Here is a 24,294-nt window from a genome sequence, read left to right on the forward strand (position 1 = left end):
CAAGCACTTTTTGTGCGGTGCAGCAAAACTAGGGATTCCTGCCCGTGCCGCACCGGGGAACGGCGCTGCCGCTATCGTGGGCGCATGCTGGCCTTTCACTATGACAACCATGTGTTGCCGCTGCCGCCCGGCCACCGGTTTCCGCAGTCCAAGTACCGGATGTTGCGGGAGCACTTCCTGCACACGCCCGGGCCGCTGCGGCTGACCGTGGCGCCCGCGGCCACCGAGGGCGAGTTGCTGCTGGCCCACACGCCGGACTACGTGGACGCGGTGCTGCACGGCCACCTCAGCTCGGCGGCGCAGCGCGAGATCGGCTTTCCGTGGAGCGAGGCGATGGTGGAGCGCTCGCTGCGCTCGGTGGGGGCCACCGTGGCGGCGGCGCGTGCGGCGTTGGCGGAAGGCGTGGCCACCAGCCTGGCCGGTGGCACCCACCATGCCTACGCCGACAAGGGCTCCGGCTTTTGTGTGTTCAACGACGTGGCCGTGGCGGCCCGGCAGATGCAGGCGGAAGCCGCCGGCACGCAAGGGCGCCTGCTGCGGGTGCTGGTGATCGACCTGGACGTGCACCAGGGCAATGGCACCGCGTCCATCTTTCGTGACGACGACACCGTGTTCACCTGCTCGTTGCACGGCGAGAAGAACTTCCCGTTCCGCAAAGAGCCCAGCGATCTGGACGTGGGCCTGCCGGACGGCTGCGGTGACGCCGACTACCTGGCCGCACTCGACGCCGCGCTGGACGACATCCGCCGCCGCCTGGTGACCTACCCGCCGGGTCTGGCGTTTTATCTGGCCGGCGCCGACCCGCACGAGGGCGACCGCCTGGGCCGCCTGAAGCTGACCCACGCGGGCCTGGCCGCGCGGGACGAGCGGGTGCTGCGCATGCTGCGCGACTGGGGCGTGCCCGTGGCGTTGAGCATGGCTGGCGGCTACGGGCACGACCTGCGCACCACCGTGCAGGCGCAGGTGCAGACGGTGGAGCTGGCGGCGCAGTCGTGGGCGGCTTGGGGCGCCGCGGCGTGCGGGCAGCGCATGAAAGAATCGGCCGCATGAGCCTGCGCCCCGAGCCCGACACCCGCGACGCCTACGCCCGCTTCGTGCCGCTGACCACCCGCTGGATGGACAACGACGTCTACGGACACCTGAACAACGTCGTCTACTACAGCCTCTTCGACACCGCCGTGAACCGCCTGCTGATCGACGCGGGCGCGCTGGACCTGCACGGCGGCGAGGTCATCGGCCTCGTGGTGGAGACGCACTGCAACTTCTTCGAGTCGCTCGCGTTTCCGCAGGCCATCGACGCGGGTGTGCGGGTGGCCCACCAGGGACGCTCCAGCGTGCGTTACGAGATCGGACTGTTCGCCCAGGGCGCCGACCGCTGCGCCGCACGCGGGCACTTTGTGCATGTGTACGTGGACCGCGAGCACCGCCGCCCCGTGGCGGCGCTGCCCGAGGCTTATCTGCAGGCCCTCAGCACGCTGAAGGCCCCGAACTCCAAGGAATCTTCATGAGCCGATTCGACCTGCCCACCCCCGAGCAGACCGCGGCGGTGGACGCCGCCATCACCAGCCGCCACTCCATGCGGGCGTTTTTGCCCACGCCGGTGCCGCGCCAGACGCTGGAGGACCTGCTGACGGTGGCGTCGCGCGCGCCCTCGGGCACCAACACCCAGCCCTGGCAGGTGCATGTGCTGACCGATGCGGCCCTGGACCGCGTGCGCAGCCGCATCCAGGCGGCCTACCTTGACCCCGAGCAAAACGCGGCGCACAAAGAGGAATACGCCTACTACCCGAACGAGTGGCGAAGCCCCTACATCGACCGCCGCCGCAAGGTGGGCTGGGACCTGTACGGCCTGCTGGGCATCGCCAAGACCGACAAGGCCCGCATGCAGCACCAGCACGGCCGCAACTTCACGTTTTTCGACGCGCCGGTCGGCCTGTTCTTCACCATCGACCGCGTCATGCAACAAGGCTCGTGGCTGGACTACGGCATGTTCATCCAAAACGTGATGATTGCCGCCCGTGCGCGCGGCCTGCACACCTGCCCGCAGGCGGCGTTCACCCAGTTCCACCGGCTGATTGCCGCGGAGTTGCAACTCGCTGACGAGCAGATGCTGGTGTGCGGCATGTCGCTGGGCTTCGCCGATCCGAACGCGGTCGAGAACGGTCTGGTGACCGAGCGCGCCCCGGTGTCTGAGTTCGCGCGGTTCTTGTCGGCATGACGTTCTCGGGCGCTGAACTGGGCCTGGCGTGGGCCGCGCCGTTTGCGGGCTTGTTGCTGTCGATCGCGGTTATGCCGCTGGCCGCGCCGGGGGTGTGGCACCACCACTTCGGCAAGATCGCAGCCGCGTGGGCGGCCTTGCTGCTGGTGCCCTTTGCCGCCACCTTCGGGTTGGGGGCCACGGGCGGGGTCGTGCTGCACACGGTGATCGAGGAGTACTTGCCCTTCACCGTGTTGCTTGCCGCGCTGTACACCACCGCCGGCGGCATCTACATCCGCGGCAACCTGCATGGCAGTCCTACGCTGAATGTCGGGCTGATGGGCCTGGGGGCGGTGCTGGCGAGTTTCATGGGCACCACCGGAGCGTCCATGCTGCTGATTCGCCCGCTCATCCGGGCCAATGACAACCGCCTGCACAACGCGCACGTGGTGGTGTTCTTCATCTTCATCGTCAGCAACGTGGGCGGCTCGCTCACGCCGCTGGGTGATCCGCCGCTGTTCCTGGGCTTCCTGCAAGGCGTCAGCTTCTTCTGGACGGCTGGCCACCTCTGGCCCGAGACGCTGTTCCTGCTGGCCGGGCTGCTCGGTGTGTTCTGGCTGCTGGACAGCTGGCTCTACCGCAAGGAAGGCGTGACGCGCGCCGACCCCACGCCCGATACACCCACGCTCGGCCTGGAAGGCGCCATCAACCTGCTGCCGCTGGCCGCAGCGATTGGCTTCGTGCTGCTCAGCGGCACCTGGAAGCCGGGTGTTGTCCTGGATGTGTTCGGGACCCCGCTGCCGCTGCAGGCCTTGGTGCGGGATCTCGGCCTGGTGGCGGTGACGGTGGTGTCGCTGGCCATCACGCCGGCGGGCGTGCGCGCCAAGAACCAGTTCAGTTGGGCACCCATGCAGGAGGTGGCCAAGCTGTTCATGGCCATCTTTCTGACCATGGTGCCGGTGATTGCCATGCTCAAAGCGGGGGCGGCCGGCGTGTTTGCGCCGGTGGCTGCCATGCTGTCGGGCGCGCACGGCGAGCCCAGCCCGATGGCTTATTTCTGGCTGGCAGGCGGTTTGTCGTCGGTGTTGGACAACGCGCCCACCTACCTCGCGTTCTTCAACCTGGCCGGTGGGGATGCGCAGCGCTTGATGGGCGAGGGCGCCACCGTGCTGGCCGCAATTTCGGGCGGCTCGGTGTTCATGGGCGCGATGACTTACATCGGCAATGCGCCCAACTTCATGGTCAAGGCGATTGCCGAAGACCGCGGGGTCAAGATGCCGAGCTTTGGGGGGTACCTCCTCTGGTCAGGCGCCGTGTTGCTTCCCTTGCTGTGGGTGATGTCGTGGATATGGATGCGATGAAGATCTTGGTGGCCCGCCGCGCGCCGGCACAAGTGCTGGACAAACTGGCTGCGCGGTTCGAACTGGATGTGCACGACGGCGAGGTGCCGCTGGCGCCGGCCGAGTTGCAGGCGCGGTTGCGGGGCAAGGTGGGCGTGTACATCACGGGCACCGAGCGCATCACGGCGGACTTGCTGGACGCCTGCCCCACGCTCAAGGCCGTGTGCACCATGACTGTGGGCTACAACCACGTCGACCTGGATGCCTGCACCGCGCGTGGCGTGCTGGTGACCAACACGCCCGATGTGCTGACCGAGTCCACCGCCGATTTTGGCTTTGCGCTGCTGATGGCCACCGCCCGCCGCATGAGCGAAGGCGAGCGCCTGCTGCGCGCCGGCGGCTGGAAGAGCTGGGCCTGGGACTTCCTGGCCGGCGCCGAGGTGCACGGCAGCACGCTGGGCATCCTGGGCATGGGCCGCATTGGCCAGGCCATCGCACGCCGCGGCCGCTTCGGCTTTGGCATGAATGTGGTCTATCACAACCGCTCGCGCCTGCCGGCGCAAGCCGAAGCGGAACTGGGGGCCCGCTATCTCAGCAAAGAGGCCCTGCTGCGCGAGGCCGATCACCTGGTGCTGGTGCTGCCGTACTCGGCTGCGTCTCACCACTGCATGGCCGCGCCCGAGCTGGCGTTGATGAAGCCGACCGCCACGCTCATCAACGTGGCCCGGGGTGGCATCGTCGATGAAGATGCGCTGGCCGCTGCGCTGCGTGAAGGGCGCCTGGCGGCTGCCGGGCTGGACGTGTTCGAGGGCGAGCCGCAGGTGAACCCCGCGCTGCTGACCCTGCCCAACGTGGTGCTCACCCCGCACATTGCCAGCGCCACGCTGCCCACCCGCCTGGCCATGGCCCAACTCGCGGCCGACAACCTGATCGCTGCCCTGACCGGCGGCTCGCCCCCCACGCCGCTGAACCCGCAGGTCCTCTCCGCATGAACCGTCGCTTCCTGGGCCTGCTGGCCCTCACCGTCCTGACCCCGGCGCTGGCGCAAAGCCCGAAGGCCAAGCCCGAGCCCGCGCCCGCCCCGCCACCCGTGGTGGAAGACAAGACCCCGCGCGACGCCAACAAGTTCGCCGTGCTCTCGCTGCTGGGCGACAGCGTGCAACTGCTCAGCCTGACGCCGGCGCGCGGGGACACCGTGCAAACCGGCGAATGGACGGCCACGCCCGCCGGCAAGCTGGACAACACCGTGCTGCAAGCGCTGAACGACGCCGTGCAGGCCAGCGGCCCCAAGCGTGAAGCCAAGCTCTACACCTCCACCACGCGCAGCCTGTTCGGCGACCCGGCCAGCCTCTTTGTGGACGGCAAGCTCGCGCTGCCCGGCAAGCTGGGCGAAGCCGTGCGCCAAAGCGGCGCGGCCAAGCTGCTGCTGGTGACCCGCAGCCGGCAAGAGCCGGCACTGGCCGCCGCGCTGCCGGCGCGCATCCTGGCCCCGCTGGAAGGGCCGGGCTTCGTGCTGGACCAACGCCCCAGCGGCCAGATCGGCTTCGACGGCCAAGGCGGCCTGCCGGTGTTCGCACCCTACGTGTCCATCCGCGTGGCCCTGATCGACCTGAGCGACCTGAAGCTCAAGCGCGAGCAGTCGCTGGCCGTGGCCACCCGCCTGCCGGTGGCGGCCGCCAACGCCGCCAACCCCTGGGCCGCCACCACGGCGGAGCAGCGCTTGCAGGCGCTGGAAGGACTGATCAGCGCGGAGCTGCCCAAGGCCGTTGCCGCGCTGGTGGCGCCCTGAAACCTTGGCACCCTGGCCCGCCGCCCGGTGCGGGCGACAATGCCCGGCATGAGGCTGTTTGAGTTGATGTTGTTGGGCCTGCTGGCCCTGAATCTGGTGCTGCTGATCCTGGTTTGGGCTCGCCAGAAACCGCAGACCGGTGTGGCGCCGGAGCTGCTTCAAAGCAATGAACGGCTGGAGCGCGAACTGCGCGATGAGTTGGGCCGCAGCGCCAGCGGCACGCGCCAGGAGTTGATGCAGGGCCTGGCGCAATTCCAGCAGGCGTTGACCCAGGGCCTGCAGGGCAGCAACCAGTCGCTGGCCACCCAGGCGCAGGCCGCGCGGGAGGCGCAGGACGCCGCCGCGCTGCGAAGCGCGCAGGTGCAGGCCGAATCCATGCAGAAGCTGGGCGACGCGATGCGCGAGCAACTGCAGGCCCTGTCGAAGACCAACGACCAGCGCCTGGCCGAGTTGCGGCTCACGGTGGAGCAGCGGCTCACGGCCATCCAGCAAGACAACGAGAAAAAGCTGGAGCAGATGCGCGCCACCGTGGACGAGAAGCTCCACGCCACGCTGGAACAGCGCCTGGGCGAAAGCTTCAAGCAGGTGGCCGAGCGGCTGGAGCAGGTGCACAAGGGCCTGGGCGAGATGCAGAACCTGGCGCGCGACGTGGGGTCGCTCAACCGCGTGCTCACCAACGTGAAAACACGCGGCGTGTTCGGCGAGGTGCAGCTGGCCGGCCTGCTGGAGCAGGTGTTCACGCCGGAGCAATACGCCACCAACGTGGCCACGCTGCCGGGTTCTACCGAGCGGGTGGAGTTCGCCATCAAGCTGCCGGGCCAACGCGACGACGGCCAGCCGCTGTGGCTGCCCATCGACGCCAAGTTCCCGCGCGAGGACTACGAGCGCCTGCTGGAGGCCCAGGAGCGCGCAGACGCGCCGGCGGCCGAGGCCGCGGGCAAAGCCATCGAAACGCGTCTGCGTCTGGAGGCCAAAACCATTCGCGAGAAATACATCGCGCCGCCCCACACCACCGACTTCGGCATCCTCTTTGTGCCCACCGAGGGCCTGTACGCCGAAGCCCTGCGCCGCCCCGGCCTGCTGGAAGGCCTGCAGCGCGAACACAAGGTCATGCTTTGCGGCCCCACCACCCTGCTGGCCACGCTCACCAGCCTGCAGATGGGCTTCCGCACCCTGGCGCTGGAAAAGCGTAGCGCCGAGGTCTGGGAGGTGCTGGGCGCCGTCAAGACCGAGTTCGGCAAGTTCGGCGACGTGCTGGCCAAGGCCAAGAAAAAGCTGGAAGAAGCCGGCAACACGCTGGACGCCGCCGAGGTGCGCACCCGCGCGATGACGCGCAAGCTCAAGGGCGTGGAGGCCCTGCCGGATGAGGCCGCGCAGCAACTGCTGCGCGTGGGCCTGGGCGAGGACGCCGAGTGACCCTGGCCGGCCCCGGCGCGCCGGCGCCCAAGAACCTGCGCCACGCCTTCCCGTGGTTGATCGCCACCATGATCTGCGTGCACGCCTGCATGGCCACCACGCGGGTCACGGCCAGTTTGTGGGTGCTGAACCAGGGGTACGGCGAGGCGTCGGTGGGCATGTTGCTCAGCCTGTTTGCGGTGGCGCCGATTGCGCTGTCGCTGTGGGCGGGCCGGCTGGCCGACCGGCATGGCTTTCACCGCCCGGTGGGCGTGGGCGTGGCGCTGGCGTTGGCTGGGGCTTTATTGGCGCTGGTGGTGCAGCAGGTGTGGGCGATTGCCGCGGGCTGCCTGCTGTGCGGCGGCGCGGTGGCGGTGGCCGCGGTGGCCATGCAGCGGGAGGCGGGCCTGATGGCCGAGGAGCCGGGCGAGCTGAAGAAGATCTTCAGCTGGATGGCGCTGGGCCCGGCGCTGTCGAACGCGCTGTCGCCCATCGTGGCGGGCTTGTTGATCGACCACATCGGCGTGTCGGCCGCGTTCGGTTTGGCGGCGGCCTTGCCGGTGGTGGCGTGGGCCCTGGCGCGGCACGTGCCGCGCAACCCGCCGCAGGTGTTGACGCGAAGTTTTCGCGAGCGTGCGGCGTGGGACTTGTTTCGGCTGCCGGCGTACCGCCGCTTGCTGGTGGTGAACCTCGCGCTGTCGGCCGGGTGGGACGCGCACAGCTTCGTGGTGCCGGTGGTGGGCCACGCGCGGGGCTTGTCGGCTGCGAGCATTGGCTTGGTGCTGGGCAGCTTTGCGGTGGCGGCCACCGTGGTGCGCCTGGCCATCGTGCGCTTTGGTGACGACGTGGACGAAGCCCGCGCCCTGCGCGCCGCCATGGCGCTGGCCACGCTCACGTTCATGGCTTACGCGTGGCTGCCGGGCACGCCGGGTTTGATGCTGGGCTCGGCCCTGCTGGGCACGGCACTCGGGTCGGTGCAGCCCATGATTCTGGCCATGATGCACCGCGCCACCCCGCCGGAGCGCCACGGGCAGGCGCTGGGCTTGCGCATGCTGACGGTGAATGGCGCCACAGTGGCCATGCCCGTGGGTTTCGGGGTGCTGGCGATGGCCACGGCCCTGGCCGCGCCGATGTGGCTCATGGCCTCGGTGCTGTTGCTGGCGCAATGGCCGGCCCGAAAACTTTGACCGCAGCGCCTGCTGCAGCGCCGCCCGCGCAGAATCGCGCCGACCTCAGAACACAGCGATGGAGACACCCCGAATGAACACCCCTCTTGGCCTGGTGCGCCGAAGCGCGCCAGGAACGCGTGGATTGGGCGCCGCACTGGCGGCGGCGCTGGCGCTGTGGGCCTTGGGCTTGGGCGGCGCGCAGGCGCAGGCGACTGCGGCGAGCCCCAAGCCCGCGGCCGTTTCGCGCCAGAAGGCGGCAACAGGCCCGGTGGTGCCGCAGGCGGTGCGGGCCTTGGGCGGCATCGAGGAATACCGCCTGCCCAACGGCCTGCAGGTGCTGTTGTTGCCCGACGCTACGCAAACCACCACCACGGTCAACATCACCTACCGCGTGGGCAGCCGGCATGAGGCGCCCGGCGAGTACGGCATGGCGCACCTGCTGGAGCACCTGCTGTTCAAGGGCACGGCGCGGCAGACCGACATCCCGGGGGCCATGGCGCAGCGCGGCGTGCGCTTCAACGGCACGACCACGGTGGACCGCACCAACTACTTCGCGTCGTTCAACGCGAATGCCGACACCCTGGCCTTCTTGCTGGAGCTGGAAGCCGACCGCATGGTGAACAGCCGCGTGGCCAAGGCCGACCTCGACACCGAGATGACCGTGGTGCGCAACGAGTTCGAGCGCGGTGAGAACCAACCGTTTGCGGTGCTGAACCAGCGCGTGGCGGCGGCGGCCTTTGCGTGGCACCCGTACGGCCGGGCCACCATCGGCCCCAAGAGCGACATCGAGAACGTGCCGATCGAGAAGCTGCAGGCCTTCTACAAGCGCTTTTACCGGCCCGACAACGCCACGCTGCTGATTGCCGGCGCCTTCGACAAGGCCGCCACGCTGGCCGCGGTGGCGCGGCATTTCGGCCCGGTGGCGGCACCGGCCACGCCTGTGCCCCAGCCCTACACGGTGGAGCCCGCGCAAGACGGTGAACGGACGGTGGTGGTGCGCCGGGTGGGCGGGCAGCCGCTGTTGCTGGCGGCGTACCACGTGCCGGCCATCACGCACCCGGACACAGCCGCGCTCATCGTGTACGGCTTGCTGATGAGCCTGCAACCCAGCGGTCAGCTGTTCCAGCAGATCGTGGAGCCCAAGCTGGCACTTGCCGCGGGCGTGGCTGGTGTGGGCGGCGTGGACCCCGGCACGGTCTCGGCGTATGCCGTTCTGCCGCCCGGGGCTGACGTGGACCGGGTGCAAGCCCGGTTGCTGGATCTGGTGGAAGGGCGCGGCGCGCCGGCGTTCACCGAGGCCGAATTGGCCCGCGTGCGCGACATCGCGGTCAACAGCTACCGCCAGCAGATGAAGAACCCCGAGGCGCTGATTCAGCAAATCTCCGGCCTGATCGCCGCGGGCGACTGGCGGCTGCTGTTCCAGCTGATGGACGACCTGCCCCAGGTGACGCTGGCCGATGTGGAGCGGGTGCGCAGCGCTTACTTCAAGCCGGCCAATCGCACGCTGGGGCGCTACCTGCCCGCCGAGCAGGTGGAGCGGGTGGAAATTCCTGCAGCACCGCCGCTGGCGCAGCGGCTGGCGTCGCTGAAGCCGCCGCCCCAGGTGGAGGAGGGCGAGCAATTGGCGCCGGTGCCGGCGGTGCTGGAGGCGCGCACCACACGCCTCCGGCTGCCCAGTGGCATCGAGCTGCACACGCTGCGCAAGCAGACCCGCGGCAACACGGTGGTGATGCAGATTCAACTGCGCTGGGGCGAGCGCAACGCCACCTTCGCCCGCAACGGCACCGGGCTGGTGGGGGCGCTGATGGACGAGGGCAGCGCGGGCTTCACGCGCCAGCAGCTGCAGGACGCGCTGATTCAGCATCGGGCCAGCTTCAACGTCAGCAGTGGCGACCAAGGCGCCACCGTGGTGCTGAGCGCCGAGCGCGACACGCTGCTGCCGGCCCTGCGCGTGGTGGTGGATGCCCTGCGCCGGCCGCTGTTTCCGCAGGACGCGTTCGACCGCGAGGTCAAGGCCACGCTGGCCGGGCTGGAGGCCTCGCGCCAGGAGCCGGCCGTGCTGCGCCAGGAGGCCACGCGCGCCCACTACAACCTCGCCCGCGGCGTGAGCCTGGGGCACCCCGACTACGTGATGAGCGTGGACGAACGGCTGGCCAATCTGCGCGCCACCACGCTGGACGATGTGAAGCGCTTCTATGCCGACTACTGGAGCGCCAACGAGGCCCAGGTGCAGGTGGTGGGCGCGCTGCCCGACGGCTTGGCCGCCGAGGTGGACGCCCTGCTCGGCGACTGGAAGAAGCCCGCCGCGCCCCGCTTCGTGCGCGATGTGCCGACGCATGTGGCGGTGCCGGCCGCGCGGTTTGACGCGGTGGCGCGGGACAAAGCCAACGCCATCGTGCGCCTGCACCAGCCGCTGGCCGTGAACGCCGACGACGCCGACCAGGCCGCGCTGGAGCTGGCCGTGCACATCCTGGGCGGCGGCGGGCTGGAGAGCCGGCTGTCGGCCCGGGTGCGGCAGAGGGAGGGCTTGACCTACGGCATCGGCGCGAGCCTCTCCAGCAGCGCCTGGGGCAATGCGGGCAGCTTCTCGGTGCAGGCCAGCTTCGCCCCGGCGCAGCGGGAACGGGTCATTGCCGTGATTCAGGAAGAGTTCGCCCGGCTGACGGCCGATGGGGTGACGGCCGCCGAACTGCAGCGGGCCCAGCACGACATCCTGGAAGGCCGCCGTCAGAGCCGGGCCGACCTCGGCGCCATCGCTGGCGGCTTGGCCGGCCTGGCCGAGCGCGGTCTGACCTGGGCCTACGCCCAGCAACGCGACGACGCGCTGGCCGCCGTGACGGTGGAGCAGGTGAATGCGGCCTGGCGCAAACACATCCGCGCCGACGGCTTCATCATCTCCACGGCGGGTGACTTCCGCTGACAGGGCGCGCGGCCAGGGACGGCCGGAGCCCTGGCGGACAATCCGCCCGTGAGCCGTCCTCTTCCCACTTTGCCCGCCCGCCTCAAAGCCGACTGCAGCGCCTGCGCTGCGCTGTGCTGCGTCGTCCCGCCGTTCGATGCGGTGCAGGGCTTCGCCTTCGACAAGCCGGCCGAGACGGCCTGCCAGCACCTGTGTGCCGACCACCGCTGCGGTATCCATGCGCAGCTGGCGGACCAAGGATTTCCGGGTTGTGTCGCGTTCGACTGCCTGGGCGCCGGCCAGCGCTTGACGGCGCAGGCGCTGCAGCGCTTTGACAGCGCCGACTGGCAGCACCGCCCGGACGTGGCCCGTTGGCTGTTCCAGGCCTACCCGGCGGTGCGAGAAATCCAGGAATGGGTGGCCAGGCTCACGCTGGCCGCGCAGGTGACCGGCCAGTCGACCCTGCAGGACTTGGCCGATGCCCTGGAAGCCGATGCGCCGCACTGGGCCGATTGGCCGCCCAGCGAGCGCGCCGATTGGCAAACCCGGGTTCAAGGCGCCTTGGCGCCGCTGTCGCTCGCACCGTCGCCGTCTTCCTCGTCCCATTGAATGCCATGAATCGCCTTGTTCCCAGCCTGCCCGACCGCCCGCCCATGCCGGGGCGCCGCTTCCGCCCCATCCACGGCGTGGCGGTGCTGTGCAGCCTCTTGTCTGCTGGCGTGGTGTTCGGGTTGTTCAACCGATTTGGCGTGTTGACGCCGTCGGCCGAATCCGAGCGGCAGCTGATTGCGTCGGTCGACCTGCGCATCGGCAACCCCGCCGGCGCCTTGGCGCGTGGCGAAGCCTGCGCCCGAGTGGATTTGGAGGCCGGGTTGCTGCAGTTGCAATTCCGCGGCCCGGACAAGCCACCCACGGCCGCCGAGCGAGCGCGCGCCCAGGCGCTGAAGTCCAAGTACGGGGTGACCTGGGTTCGCAAGACGGGAGAGTCGCCCCCGCTGGCCGAAGCGTTTGTCGAGGGCTACAACAAGGTCATGTCGGCCGAGATCGAACGGCGGCACGGCCGCGACCGGTTGGAACAGTGGTTGGAGGAGGGGCCGGCAGTTTCGTCCCCTGCGTCGGCACCGCGCTGATTCCGGGCGCGCGTCGGGTGTCGGTCGAATTTACAAAATTTACAGAGCAGGCCGAAGTTTCCCTCGGTTGATGAAGTAAGTGCTTGATTTTCAAGCTGGAACATTGGCTTGGCACGTTGTGTGCTTTCGCTAGGGCATCTTCCCTGGAGCGCCCCATGCAATTCGGCAAATTCCTGGCTGTCCAAGCCGCTACCGCAGTCGCCGCACTCACGCTCGCTTCGAGCACTGTCGCAGCACCGGTGATTGATCAAGCCAACGACGTTATTGGCGGGGTGGCGTTCAACGGTGGCAATCCGTCCCTCACTTGGCAGCAGTCTGTGACGGCTGGCATTTCCGGCAAGTTGACCGCGATTGCTTTCAACTTTTCTGCCAGCGATCAGCTCAGCAAGGGCACCACGGTTTTCGTCAACCTGGGAAGCGGCTGGCAAGCGGACACGAACGACTTCTTCGCGAAGCTGAACACGCTGAGCGTGGGCTGGAATGTGATTGATGTGTCGTCGGCTGGCATCATGCTGAACGCGGGCGACCAGTTCATGATCGGCCTGACGGGTATCAACGCCGACAGTTTCGATCCCTCGTTCTCTGGTACGGCCGGTGACGAGTACACCGATGGCGCGGTTTACCTGAACGGCCAACAGTTCGCGGCTGCTGACTACGACATCAACTTCCGCACCTACGTCGACGCAGGTGGCCAACAACTGCCGGAGCCGACCTCGGTTGCGCTGGCCGGTTTGGCTCTGCTGGGTGCGGGCGTGGCCCGTCGCCGCGCCAAGGTCTGATCGCAGGGGCGGCCGAGAGGCTGCTGTCACGATAAAGAAGCCGCTCCTTGGAGCGGCTTTTTTGTTGCCCTCGACGCCCCGAGGTCCGAGACCGTCGACCCTGGGGCAGTGATGCGGAGCCGCGTGGAAGTCAGCGCGCCGCCAAGGCCGCCAGTTTTTGGACCGTGGCCCAGTTGCGGGTGGTGACTCGATCGCCGTGGCCTTTGAGGCACGCGACAGCCGCGGGGCTGGCGAGCACGCCCTCCGGGCACCACAGGTAGCCGGCCTGCGGGGTCCATCGCGCCACCGGGTCGGCAGGCCAAGCCGATGTCTGCAGCGCGGCGAGCGCGTGCGTATCCGCCGCGATGGCCACCATCAGGCGACTCGGGTCGGTGGCCTGCGGCAGTGCCGGGTCGGCCGCGATGCCTGCCCATTGTTGGGCTGTCTTCAGGATGATGGCTGCATCGCCGCCGAGTTCTGCGCGAACGGCGGCTCGCAAGGCGGTGGCGTCAGGCGGGCTGGCCCGGTCGAACACCGCATTGCCGCTGTTCAGCACCGTGTGGACATCGGTGGCGCCAAGACCCGTCAGCAGCGCCTTCAAGTCGGCCATCGCCAGGCGTTTGGCCGTGCCCACATTGATGCCGCGCCAGAGTGCCACGTAGCGCATGTCAGGGCTCCAGGCGGTGAACCTGGCGGCCGCCCACCCAGGTTTGCAGCACGCGGGTTTTGAGCAGCGCCGCCGGCGAGGCGGTCAGCGGGTCGCGGTCCAGCAGGATGAAGTCGGCTCGGTGGCCAGGGGTGAGCGAGCCCAGATCGGCTTCTGCGTGCCCGGCGTAGGCGGCGGCGCGGGTGAAGCAGTCCAGCGCCTGAACCGGTTGCAGGGTCTGCTGGCGGTACCAGCCCCCGATGGGTTTGCCCGCCGCGTCTTCGCGGGTGAGGGCCGCGTGCAGCCCGGCCCACGGGTTGGGCTCCTCCACCGGAAAGTCCGACCCGCAGGCCAACCGGGCCCCTGCCTTGATCAGGCGTTGCCAGGCGTACGCGCCCTGGATTCGCTGCGGGCCCACGCGCTCTTCGGCCATGTTCATGTCCGACGTGGCATGGGTGGGTTGAACGGACGCAAGGACCTGCGCGCGGGCGAATCGCGGCAGGTCGCTCGGCGCCACGACCTGCGCGTGTTCGATGCGGTGCCGCAAGCGGGTGCTGCGCGCGCCCATCTCCCGCGCCAGGGTTTCAAAGCCCGCCAGTACCTGGCGGTTGGCCGCGTCGCCGATGGCATGCACGTTGACCTGGAATCCAGCCTGTGCCGCCGCGCGCATCTGGCCCAGCAATTCGCTGTCGCTGCGGAACAGCAGCCCGCGTGACTCCGGCGCGTCGCTGTACGGTGCGAGCAATGCCGCGCCGCGGCTGCCTAGGGCGCCGTCAGCAAACAGCTTGACCGCGCGCAGCACGTAGTGGCCCCCCAGCGGGCCGTGGTCAGCGCCGCCGGCGTCCAGTTGCGGGCCGGTGCTGCGCAGGCGAGCCATCAGGGCGCCGTCGCTGCCGCGCGCCATGCCGTACACGCGCAGCTTCAGCGTGCCGGCGGCGGCGCGTTCGCGCAGCAGGTCGTCCGCGTCGCTGGAGATGCCCGCGTCATGCACGGTGGTGATGCCCAGCGCCAGCAACTCGGCTTCGGCGGCGTCCAGCTGCGCCGCTTGTTCTTGGCGGTCGTCGCCGGGCACATGGCGCTCGACGAGGCCCATCGCGGCGTCGACCAGCACGCCGGTGGGCTCGCCCTGCGCATCGCGCTCGATGCGACCGCCGGCAGGGTCGGGCGTGGTGCGGGTGATGCCAGCCTGCTGCAGTGCGCGGCTGTTGGCCCAGCCGGCGTGGCCGTCCACACGGGTCAGCCACACCGGCCGCTGGGCTTCTGCGGTGTCGAGTTCAGCTGCCGTCGGGAAGCGCCCCAGCTGCCAGGTGGCCTGGTTCCAGCCGCCGCCGGTGAGCCAGGCGGCTTGCGGTCGGGCCTGTGCGTGGGCGCGAACCGCGGCCAGCGCGGCGGGCAGGTCGGTCGTGTCGCGCAACTGCAGCCGCCGACGCGCGGCACCAAGCGACAGCACGTGGCCGTGGGCGTCGATCAGGCCCGGCATGAGCACGCGGCCGCCCGCGTCCAGGCGCGGCAGGTCGCCGGGCGGCAACTCGCCCAGCTTGCCGATGGCCTGCACGCGGCCATCCACCCCGATTTGCATCGCATCGAAGCGGATCACGCGGCCGCGCTCGTCCAGCGTGAGGCCTCTCGCGTTGTGCACCAGCAAGGCCTGGGCAAAAACAGAACCGCCGCCCAGCAAGAGCAGGGCGGCGGTGGCAAGGAGTCGGGGAATGGGCATGCCCGCAGTCTCGACGACTGCGGGCGGCCGGCCGATCAGTTCATGCCCTGATGCCGCAGCAGCGCGTCGATCGTCGGCTCGCGGCCGCGGAAGGCCTTGAAGTTGTCGATGGCATCGCGTGCGCCGCCTTGCTCCAGCACTTCATGTAGAAAGCGTTGGCCCGTGGCGGCGTTGAACACGCCTTCTTCCTCGAAGGCGCTCCAGGCATCGGCACTGAGCAGTTCGGCCCACTTGTAGCTGTAGTAACCCGCTGCATAGCCGCCGGCGAAGATGTGCGAGAAGCTGTGTTGGAAGCGGTTGAAGGCGGGCGGAACGAGCACGGCCACTTCCGCGCGGACGGCGTCCAGCACCTGCTGCACGTTGGCTTCCGAGCCCGGCTCGCCATGCAGGCGCATGTCGAACAGCGCGAACTCGATCTGGCGCAGGGTCTGCAGGCCGCTCTGGAAGTTCTTGGCCGCGGTCATCTTGTCGAACAGGTCGCGCGGCAGCGGCTCGCCACTGTCGACATGGCCACTGAGCTGCTGCAAGACGTCCCACTCCCAGCAGAAGTTCTCCATGAACTGACTGGGCAACTCGACGGCGTCCCATTCCACGCCCGAGATGCCAGACACGCCCAGGTCGTTCACCTGCGTGAGCATGTGATGCAAGCCGTGGCCGAACTCGTGGAACAGCGTGATGACGTCGTCGTGCGTCAGCAGCGCCGGCTTGCCTCCCACGGGGGAAGCGAAGTTGCAGGTCAGCAGCGCCACCGGGGTTTGCAGGTCGCCGGAGGGCTTGAGCCAGCGGCTGCGCACCTCGTCCATCCAGGCGCCGGGGCGCTTGCCCGGGCGGGCGTACAGGTCCAGATAAAACTGCGCGACGAGTTGCCCGTGGCGGTGCAGTTCGTAGAACTTGACCGTGTCGTGCCAGACGGAGGCGTGGGCTTCGGTCACGGTCACATCGAACAGCCGTTCGATGATGGAGAACAGACCGGGCACCACCTTCGTGGCGGTGAAGTACTGCTTGACCGTCTGGTCGCTGAAGGCGTAGCGGGCCTCCTTGAGCTTTTCGCTCCAGTACGACACGTCCCAGCTTTCCAGCGGCGCGCCTTGGGCGAACTCGCGCAACTCCGCCAGGTCTTTCTCCGCGAAGGGGCGCGCACGCTGGGCGAGGTCGCGCAGGAAGGTCGTCACCTCGGCGGGCGACGAGGCCATCTTGGAGGCCAGCGACACCTCGGCAAAGTTGGCATAGCCCAGCAGCTGAGCCTCTTCCTGCCGCAGCGCGACGATTTCGCGCAGGGCGGCGGTGTTGTCCCACTCGGGCTTGCCTTGTTCGCTCGCGCGCGCGACGTAGGCGCGGTAGAGCGTCTCGCGCAGCGTCCGGTTCACGGCGTACTGCATCACCGGCAGGTAGACGGGGAAGTGCAGCGTCAGTTTGTGGCCGCCATCGTCCAGCCGGGTTGCGTCCAGCACGTCCTGCGGCACGCCCGCGAGTTCATCCGCCGTGGCGATGTGGCTCCAGCCATCGGTTGCGTCCAGCACGTGCTCGCTGAATTGCTGCTGCAGTTCGGCGCTGCGCTCCTGAATGGCCGCGTAGCGCTCCCGTGCTGCACCCTGCAACTCGGCGCCCGACAGCACGAAGTTGCGGATCGCGTGCTTCAGCACCTGGCGGCGTGCCGGGCTGAGTGCATCGCCCTGCGCGGCCATCACGGCCTTGTACTTGGCGAACAAGGCTTCGTTCGCGCCCATGGCCGTGCTGAACTCGGTCACGGCGGGCAGCATCGCGTTGTAGGCCTCGCGCAGCGCCGGCGTGTCGGCCACGGCGTTGAGGTGGCCGACGGCGCCCCAGGCCGTGCCCAGGCGTTCGGTGGCGGCATCGAGGATGGCGGAGAGTGCGTCGTAGTCGGCCGGGGTGTCGGCCTTCACGGCCTCATCCAGTGCAGCCTGCGCGGCCGCGAGCAGTTCGGTGATGGCCGGTTGCACATGCTCGGGGCGGATGGCCGCGAAGTCGGGCAGGGCGGCGGTGGACAGCAGGGGGTTGGTCATCTCAGCCATGTGTTGGGTCTCTTTCCAATTTCAAGCCGGCCGCTCGGCACGGCTGCTTTTCACGGCCGCCAGGCTGGCCGGCCCTCGCGCGGCCGCGGCTGCGGCCGCCGCGAAGCCAGCTGTGCCGGGCCACGGGCCGCGCCGTCTTCGAGTGGCGCCGCGTCGCCGGCTGGTGGGGGGTCAGCCCGCGGCGCGTTCGGCCGATTCCAGCGTGTTGACCAGCAGCATGGCAATCGTCATCGGGCCCACGCCGCCCGGCACCGGGGTGATCCAGCCGGCCACGTCCTTCACGCCGTCGAAGTCCACATCGCCGCAGAGCTTGCCTTCGTCGTTGCGGTTCATGCCGACGTCGATGACCACGGCGCCGGGCTTGACCATGTCGGCCGTCAGCACGTTGCGCTTGCCCACGGCGGCGACGATGACGTCCGCCTGGCGCGTCATGGCGGCGAGGTCCGCCGTGCCGCTGTGGCACACCGTGACCGTGGCGTTGGCGGCCAGCAGCATCATGGCCATGGGCTTGCCCACGATGTTGCTGCGGCCGATGACGACGGCGTGCTTGCCCTTCAAGTTGCCCATGCCGATGCTCTCCAGCATCTTCATGCAGCCGTAGGGCGTGCAGGCCTTGAAGCCTTGCTCGCCCACCATCAGCGCGCCGGCACTCTCCACCGCAAAGCCGTCGACGTCTTTGGTGGGTGCGATGGCTTCGATGACTTTGTGGTCGTCGATGTGCTTGGGCAGCGGCAGCTGCACCAGGATGCCGTGGATGGTGGGGTCGTTGTTCAGCGCGTCCACGCGGGCCAGCAGTTCGGCCTCGGTCATGGTCGCGTCGTACTTTTCCAGCACCGAGTGGATGCCGGCTTCCTCGCAGGCCTTCACCTTGTTGCGCACGTAAACCTGGCTGGCGGGGTTGTCACCCACCAGCACCACGGCCAGCCCCGGGCGCTTGCCTTGGGCGGTGAGGGCGGCGGCGCGGGCGGCCACATCGGCACGGGTTTGCTTGGCCAGGGCGAGGCCGTCGATCAGTTGGGCGGTCATGTGCAACTCCAGAAATCAGAAAGCAAAAAAGCCGCTGAGGGTTCAGCGGCTTTCGGGGGTGGGTGGGTCTCAGGCCTTTGCCGTGGCACCCAATGCGATCTTGAGCAGATCGGCCACGGTGTTGGCGTTGAGCTTTTCCATGATGTTGGCGCGGTGCGCTTCCACCGTCTTGATGCTGATGCCGAGGTCGTCGGCGATCTGCTTGTTCAAGCGGCCGGCGACGATGCGCTCCAGCACCTGGGCTTCGCGGGTGGTCAGGCGGGCCAGCAGGGCGTCGCGGCTGGCGGCTTCCTGGTGGCTGGAGAAGGCGTCGCGGGCCTGGTCGAGCATGCGCTCCACCAGGGCCAGCAGTTCTTCTTCCTTGAAGGGCTTTTCGATGAAGTCCATCGCGCCCTTCTTCATCGTCTGCACGGCCATGGGCACGTCGCCGTGGCCGGTGATGAAGACGATGGGCAGCGGGCTCTTGCGCTCGATGAGGCGGTCCTGCAGTTCCAGGCCGGTCATGCCGTCCATGCGGATGTCGGCGATCAGGCAGGCGACTTCGCGGGGGTCGTAGCGGGCGAGGAAGGATTCGGCGGAATCAAAGCACTTGACCCGGTAGTCCTTGCCCTCGAGCAGCCATTGCAGGGAGTCGCGGACCGCTTCGTCGTCATCGACAACGTAGACGTTGCCCTTCTTCGGAATCAGGCTCATGGTGCTGTGGGTTCGGTTCGCTGAGCGCTGCCGGGAGTGCCTTGAACGGCTTCCTGACGCAGTTGTTCTGAGGTGATGGTGACCGGGATCGTGAAGGCGAATCGGCAGCCAACGACAAGGGATCCATTGTAGAGGTTCTCGGCTTTTATCCGGCCCTGGTGGGACTCGACGATAGACCGGCATAACCCTAACCCGATGCCCAGTCCGTCGGCCTTGGTGGAGAAGAACGCCTCGTACATGCGGGCCAGCACTTCGTCCGGCAGGCCCGGGCCCATGTCGGTCACGGAGAACTCGATCTGCCCGCCCAGCTCGGCGCTGTGCTTGGGCACCACGCGCAGTTCGATGTGCCGGCGCGAGGTGGGCAGCGAGGCGTTGTCGATGGCCTCGGCCGCGTTCTTCAGCAGGTTCATCAGCACCTGCTCGATGAGGATGGGGTCCACCATCATCTGCGGCAGTCGCTGCGCGACGTAGGTGTGGATGGCCACGTTGCGGCGACGCAGCTCGATGCCGGCCAGCTCCACCGCGTCTTCCACGATGTCGGTGGCGAAGGCCGGCTGGCGCTGCGGCTCGCTGCGCTTCACGAAGTTGCGGATGCGGTGAATGATCTGGCCGGCGCGTTGGGCCTGCTTGGCGGTCTTTTCCAGCGCCGCCATCAGCGCTTCCTTGTCGATGCTGTCGTTGCGCACACGGCTGACCATGCCGTTGCAGTAGTTGGTGATGGCGGTCAGCGGCTGGTTCAGCTCGTGGGCCACGCTGGACGCCATCTCGCCCATGGTCATCAAACGGCTGGTGACCTGGGCCTTTTCGGCCTGCAGCGCGGCCTGCGCTTCGGCGTGGCGGCGCATGGTGATGTCGGTCGCGATCAGCATCTGCGCCAGGCGCCCGTCGGTCCACTGCAGGTAGCGGGCGCGCACGTCGAACCACATCGCGAGCGACTCGACATACACCTCGCGGGGGTCGGAGCCGATGTCGGTCAGGGCTTCAGCGGGCAGGCCGGAGTAGTCGTCCACCTCGTCAAACTCGGGGTCGCCGTCGTCCAGCCCGCCGCGGCGGCTGGTGGTGCCCATCAGCTGACCGCCGGCCAGCAGTGCGTGCCCAGCGGGGTCGGCGCCGAACCACAGGCGGTAGCTGCGGTTGGCGAACAGCAGCTCGGGCGGGTTCACCGACAGCACCGACACCGCTGCGTCCAGCCCCTCCAGCACGGTGGTGAAGCGCTCGTGCGAGGCGCTGAGCTGGTCGCGCACGCGCTTGGCCTCGGTGATGTTGGTCATCGAGGTCATCCAGCCGGTCTGCTTGCCCTTGGTGTCCACCAGGGGCGACACGTACACGCGGGCGTCGAACTGGCTGCCGTCCTTGCGCTGGATCTTCACTTCCACGCCGCCCGAGGGGCTGCGGCCTTGCAGCTCTTGCTGCAGCAGGCGGGCGTTCTCTTCGCGCCGGTCGGTGGGCCAGAAGGGGTAGGGCGGGGTGCGGCCCACGAGGTCGGCCTCCGAGAACCCGGTCATCGCGCAGAAGGCGGGGTTCACGTAGGTGATGCGCGTGTCCATGTCCATGGCGCGCATGCCGGTCAGCATGGAGTTCTCCATCGCCCGGCGGAAGTTGGTTTCCAGCGTCAGCGCGTTCTGGATCTGCGTGCGGCGGCGCATGTGGCGCCAGGTGCCCAGCAGCATCCAAACCGTCATGCCGGCCAGGGCCAGCACCAGCCAGAAGAGGGCGTTGTTGATCAGGCCGATGGAGGTGCGCCAGCCCTGGCCGCGCAGCACCAGCCCGTTGAGCGCGGGCGCCAGCGGCACGTCGTGCAGCAGCGATGCGCGCCGCAGCCCCTGGCCGGGCATGGGCGTGACGGTGCTGCTGACGATCTGGTCGCGTGCGTCCAGCACCGCAATGCTGTGCCGCGTGGCCACTTCGCTGGGCACGTAGTAGCGCAGCAGCGCTTCCACGGTGTACTCAGCGATCAACACCCCGGCGAAGCCGCCGCGGTCGATCAGCGGGATGTGCAGCTGGAAGACCGTGGTGCCGTTCACGTCCGAGAACGGTGGCGAGTAGACCGGCTGCCGGCGCTCCTTGGCCGCCTCGAAGGCGATCTCGGCCGCGTTCGACTGGTTGGGCATGGGCATGGACGGGTCGTCCCCGTTCACCGACATCAGGCCGTCGGCCTGGAAGCCCGCGGCGCCCACGCTGCTGCGGCGCTCGCGCTTGGCGCTGAGCCAGGTCACGTGGGTGAGTTCCGGGCGCTCGCGCGCGAAGGCCTGGGCCTGGGCGGAGAACTCGTGGGCGTCGATCTGCCGCGTCACCACCTCGCGCGCGATGCGCACCAGTTGCTCCTGGTTCTCGATCAGGCGCAGGCGGATCTGCTGCTGGGCGATTTCGGTGTCGCGCTTGACGGACTCGGTCTCGCGCTCGATTTCCTCGTTCCGCAGGTACCAGAAGGCCGAAATGATGGCCGCCAGGAACAGCAGCACCGAGATCAGCGGCCCCAGCGTGGCCAGGCGGTCCTGGCGGGAGGGCGATTGCCGGACCCACCACGTCGCCACCACGCGGCGGAGGGTGGCAATCCAGCGTTGGCTGCGTTTGGGCGTGACGGAGGCGGGGGGCATGGCGAAATTATCTGGGCCGCCGACACTGTCAAAAATTCGCAATATGAAATCATGTCGCGCCATTTGGAAAAAATCGGGAGCTTGTGAGACACTGCGCCGCGCCCCGGGGCAGTCCGCCCGGATCGATCACGTCTGCAACTCAGTCCGCCGCCCGAAGAGGCGAGCCCGTTTTAGGAGACCGGCCATGTCCGCCCAGCCGCAAGAACTTCCAGGCGCCGCACCGCACGACGCCGACCCGCAGGAAACCCAGGAGTGGCTGGATGCGCTGTCCGCCGTCATCGACCGTGAAGGCGCCGAGCGCGCGCACTTCCTGATCGAGGAGATGCTGGAGCACGCCCGCCACCACAACATCGATCTGCCGTTCTCGGCCACCACGGGCTACGTCAACACGATCCCGCCGGAAGCCGAAGCCCGCTGCCCGGGCAACATCCAGATCGAAAAGCGCCTGCGCGCCTACATGCGCTGGAACGCCATGGCCATGGTCGTGCGCGCCAACCGCCTGAATCCGGCAGACGGCGGCGACCTGGGCGGCCACATCGGCTCCTTCGCGTCGCTGGCCTCCATGCTGGGTGCCGGCTTCAACCATTTCTGGCACGCCGAGAGCGAAAACCACGGCGGTGACTGCCTCTACATCCAAGGCCACAGCGCGCCCGGCGTGTATGCCCGCGCCTTCCTGGAAGGCCGCCTGACCGAAGCCCAGCTCGACAACTTCCGCCAGGAAGTGGACGGCCAGGGCCTGTCCAGCTACCCGCATCCGAAGTTGATGCCCAACTTCTGGCAGTTCCCGACCGTCTCGATGGGCCTGGGCCCCTTGATGGCCATCTACCAGGCGCGCTTCCTGAAGTACCTGCACGCCCGCGGCATTGCCAACACCGAGAACCGCAAGGTCTGGGCCTTCATGGGCGACGGTGAAATGGACGAGCCCGAGAGCCTGGGCGCCATCGCCCTGGCGGCGCGCGAGGGCCTGGACAACCTGGTGTTCGTCGTCAACTGCAATCTGCAGCGCCTGGACGGCCCGGTGCGCGGCAACGGCAAGATCATTCAAGAGCTCGAAGGCGAGTTCCGCGGCAGCGGCTGGAACGTCATCAAGCTGATTTGGGGCAAGGGCTGGGACGAGCTGCTGGCGCGCGACAAGAGCGGCAAGCTCAAGCAGCTGATGATGGAAACGCTGGACGGCGACTACCAGGCCATGAAGGCCAACGACGGCGCCTTCATCCGCAAGAACTTCTTCGGCAAGTACCCCGAAACCGCCAAGCTCGTGGAGCACATGAGCGACGCCGAGATCTTCGAGCTGCGCCGTGGCGGCCATGAGCCCGAGAAGGTGTACGCCGCCTTCGAGCGTGCCCACAACAACAAGACGGGCCAGCCCACCGTGCTGCTGGTCAAGACCGTCAAGGGCTACGGCATGGGCAAGGCCGGTGAGGGCAAGAACACCGTCCACCAGACCAAGAAGCTCACCGACGACGACATCAAGTACATCCGCGACCGCTTCAACATCCCGGTGCCGGACAGCGAGCTCGCCAAGATCCCGTACTACAAGCCGGCCGACGACACGCCGGAAATGCGCTACCTGCACGAGCGCCGTCAGGCGCTGGGCGGCTACCTGCCGCACCGCCGTGCCAAGGCCGACGAGCAGTTCAAGACGCCGGACCTCACGACCTTCCAGGCCGTGCTGGACCCGACCGCCGAGGGCCGCGAGATCTCCACGACCCAGGCCTACGTCCGCTTCCTGACGCAGCTGCTGCGCGACAAGGAAATCGGCCCCCGCGTGGTGCCCATCCTGGTTGACGAGGCCCGCACCTTCGGCATGGAAGGCCTGTTCCGCCAGATCGGCATCTACAACCCCAAGGGCCAGCTGTACACCCCGGTCGACAAGGACCAGGTCATGTACTACCGCGAGGACAAGGCCGGCCAGATCCTGCAGGAAGGCATCAACGAAGCCGGCGGCATGGCCAGCTGGATTGCTGCGGCCACGAGCTACTCGACGAACAACCGGATCATGATCCCGTTCTACGTCTACTACTCGATGTTCGGCTTCCAGCGCATCGGCGACCTGGCCTGGGCGGCGGGCGACATGCAGGCCCGTGGCTTCCTGCTGGGCGGCACCTCGGGCCGCACCACGCTGAACGGCGAAGGCCTGCAGCACGAAGACGGCCACAGCCACATCCTGGCCGGCACGATTCCGAACTGCATCTCCTACGACCCCACCTTCGCGCACGAAGTGGCGGTCATCATGCACCGCGGCCTCAAGCGCATGGTGGAAGACCAGGAAAACGTCTTCTACTACATCACCCTGCTCAACGAGAACTACCCGATGCCGGGCCTGAAGGCCGGCACCGAGGAGCAGATCCTCAAGGGCATGTACCTGCTGGAAGAGGCCGACGCGGCCAAGCCGCTGAGCGTGAACCTGCTGGGCTCGGGCACCATCCTGCGCGAGAGCCAGGTGGCCAAGATGCTGCTGGAAGAAGACTGGGGCATCAGCGCCAACGTGTGGAGCTGCCCGAGCTTCAACGAACTGGCCCGTGACGGCCAGAACGCCGAGCGCTGGAACCTGCTGCACCCGACCGAGCTGGCCTGCGTGCCGTTCGTGACGCAGCAACTGGGTCGCACGACCGGCCCGGTCATCGCCTCCACCGACTACATGAAGAACTACGCGGAGCAGATCCGTGCCTTCATCCCCAAGGGCCGCTCGTACAAGGTGCTGGGCACCGACGGTTTCGGCCGCTCGGACTTCCGCTCCAAGCTGCGCGCCCACTTCGAGGTGAACCGCCACTACATCGTCGTGGCCGCCCTGCGTGCGCTGGCCGACGAAGGCGCGATCTCGATGGAGCGCGTGGCCGAGGCGATTGCCAAGTACGGCATCGACGTCAACAAGATCAATCCTCTGTACGCGTAAAGCCGAGGG

19 protein-coding genes are annotated in these 24,294 nt (G+C 68.4%); 13 read left to right on the forward strand and 6 right to left on the reverse strand.

All coding sequences use genetic code 11. The annotated features are described in order from the left end of the window. Window positions 1-84 precede the first annotated feature (84 nt). From ACG01O_RS20175 to ACG01O_RS20230, 12 genes are all read left to right on the forward strand, one after another. Window positions 85-1,050 (forward strand): histone deacetylase family protein, encoded by a 966-nt coding sequence (locus ACG01O_RS20175; protein WP_394387205.1) that lies wholly within the window; start codon window positions 85-87, stop codon window positions 1,048-1,050. Further along, window positions 1,047-1,508, forward strand: coding sequence for an acyl-CoA thioesterase (locus ACG01O_RS20180; RefSeq protein ID WP_394387206.1), 462 nt, complete (start codon window positions 1,047-1,049; stop codon window positions 1,506-1,508). Before ACG01O_RS20175 ends, ACG01O_RS20180 begins: the two co-directional genes overlap by 4 nt. After that, entirely contained in the window at window positions 1,505-2,218 is a 714-nt protein-coding gene (locus ACG01O_RS20185) for a nitroreductase (RefSeq protein WP_394387207.1), read from the forward strand. The genes ACG01O_RS20180 and ACG01O_RS20185 overlap by 4 nt, the downstream gene beginning before the upstream one ends. Continuing rightward, entirely contained in the window at window positions 2,215-3,558 is a 1,344-nt protein-coding gene (locus ACG01O_RS20190; RefSeq protein ID WP_394387208.1) for a sodium:proton antiporter, read from the forward strand. The genes ACG01O_RS20185 and ACG01O_RS20190 overlap by 4 nt, the downstream gene beginning before the upstream one ends. After that, entirely contained in the window at window positions 3,546-4,529 is a 984-nt protein-coding gene (locus tag ACG01O_RS20195; protein ID WP_394387209.1) for a 2-hydroxyacid dehydrogenase, read from the forward strand. The genes ACG01O_RS20190 and ACG01O_RS20195 overlap by 13 nt, the downstream gene beginning before the upstream one ends. Further along, complete coding sequence (locus tag ACG01O_RS20200; RefSeq protein ID WP_394387210.1) at window positions 4,526-5,326, forward strand: hypothetical protein; 801 nt, start codon at window positions 4,526-4,528, stop codon at window positions 5,324-5,326. Before ACG01O_RS20195 ends, ACG01O_RS20200 begins: the two co-directional genes overlap by 4 nt. A 48-nt stretch (window positions 5,327-5,374) precedes the next feature. Next, window positions 5,375-6,742, forward strand: coding sequence for a DNA recombination protein RmuC (locus tag ACG01O_RS20205; protein WP_394387211.1), 1,368 nt, complete (start codon window positions 5,375-5,377; stop codon window positions 6,740-6,742). Then, a complete protein-coding gene (locus tag ACG01O_RS20210; protein WP_394387212.1) occupies window positions 6,739-7,908 on the forward strand; it encodes an MFS transporter in 1,170 nt (389 codons plus the stop codon). The genes ACG01O_RS20205 and ACG01O_RS20210 overlap by 4 nt, the downstream gene beginning before the upstream one ends. Window positions 7,909-7,981: 73 nt before the next feature. Continuing rightward, window positions 7,982-10,810 (forward strand): M16 family metallopeptidase, encoded by a 2,829-nt coding sequence (locus ACG01O_RS20215; protein WP_394387213.1) that lies wholly within the window; start codon window positions 7,982-7,984, stop codon window positions 10,808-10,810. Window positions 10,811-10,858: 48 nt separating this feature from the next. Then, window positions 10,859-11,398 carry a hypothetical protein gene (locus ACG01O_RS20220; protein WP_394387214.1) on the forward strand — a complete coding sequence of 180 codons (540 nt, stop codon included), beginning with the start codon at window positions 10,859-10,861 and terminating at the stop codon, window positions 11,396-11,398. A gap of 5 nt (window positions 11,399-11,403) precedes the next feature. Next, complete coding sequence (locus ACG01O_RS20225) at window positions 11,404-11,919, forward strand: hypothetical protein (RefSeq protein WP_394387215.1); 516 nt, start codon at window positions 11,404-11,406, stop codon at window positions 11,917-11,919. A 155-nt stretch (window positions 11,920-12,074) separates the two neighbouring features. Continuing rightward, window positions 12,075-12,698, forward strand: coding sequence for a PEP-CTERM sorting domain-containing protein (locus ACG01O_RS20230; protein ID WP_394387216.1), 624 nt, complete (start codon window positions 12,075-12,077; stop codon window positions 12,696-12,698). Between the two features lie 130 nt (window positions 12,699-12,828). Here the strand turns inward: ACG01O_RS20230 and ACG01O_RS20235 are convergent, their stop codons facing one another. The 6 genes from ACG01O_RS20235 to ACG01O_RS20260 form a co-directional block, all read right to left on the reverse strand. Next, window positions 12,829-13,344 carry a DUF1697 domain-containing protein gene (locus ACG01O_RS20235; protein ID WP_394387217.1) on the reverse strand — a complete coding sequence of 172 codons (516 nt, stop codon included), beginning with the start codon at window positions 13,342-13,344 and terminating at the stop codon, window positions 12,829-12,831. Window position 13,345: 1 nt separating this feature from the next. Continuing rightward, a complete protein-coding gene (locus ACG01O_RS20240; protein WP_394387218.1) occupies window positions 13,346-15,040 on the reverse strand; it encodes an amidohydrolase in 1,695 nt (564 codons plus the stop codon). Between the two features lie 35 nt (window positions 15,041-15,075). Continuing rightward, window positions 15,076-17,064, reverse strand: a complete 1,989-nt coding sequence (locus ACG01O_RS20245; protein WP_394387219.1) for a M3 family metallopeptidase — start codon at window positions 17,062-17,064, stop codon at window positions 15,076-15,078. Between the two features lie 180 nt (window positions 17,065-17,244). Beyond that, window positions 17,245-18,099 (reverse strand): bifunctional methylenetetrahydrofolate dehydrogenase/methenyltetrahydrofolate cyclohydrolase FolD, encoded by an 855-nt coding sequence (folD, locus tag ACG01O_RS20250; RefSeq protein ID WP_394387220.1) that lies wholly within the window; start codon window positions 18,097-18,099, stop codon window positions 17,245-17,247. A gap of 69 nt (window positions 18,100-18,168) precedes the next feature. Beyond that, window positions 18,169-18,792, reverse strand: a complete 624-nt coding sequence (locus tag ACG01O_RS20255) for a response regulator transcription factor (RefSeq protein WP_088483486.1) — start codon at window positions 18,790-18,792, stop codon at window positions 18,169-18,171. Further along, window positions 18,789-21,389, reverse strand: a complete 2,601-nt coding sequence (locus ACG01O_RS20260) for a PAS domain S-box protein (RefSeq protein WP_394387221.1) — start codon at window positions 21,387-21,389, stop codon at window positions 18,789-18,791. Before ACG01O_RS20260 ends, ACG01O_RS20255 begins: the two co-directional genes overlap by 4 nt. A gap of 184 nt (window positions 21,390-21,573) precedes the next feature. Here ACG01O_RS20260 and aceE point away from each other — a divergent pair, with 184 nt between their 5' ends. Then, window positions 21,574-24,285: a pyruvate dehydrogenase (acetyl-transferring), homodimeric type gene (gene aceE, locus ACG01O_RS20265; protein WP_394387222.1), complete on the forward strand. Its 2,712-nt coding sequence runs from the start codon at window positions 21,574-21,576 to the stop codon at window positions 24,283-24,285. Window positions 24,286-24,294: the final 9 nt, after the last annotated feature.

Source organism: Pelomonas baiyunensis (assembly GCF_043555935.1).
Classification (GTDB): Bacteria; Pseudomonadota; Gammaproteobacteria; order Burkholderiales; family Burkholderiaceae_C; genus Pelomonas; species Pelomonas baiyunensis.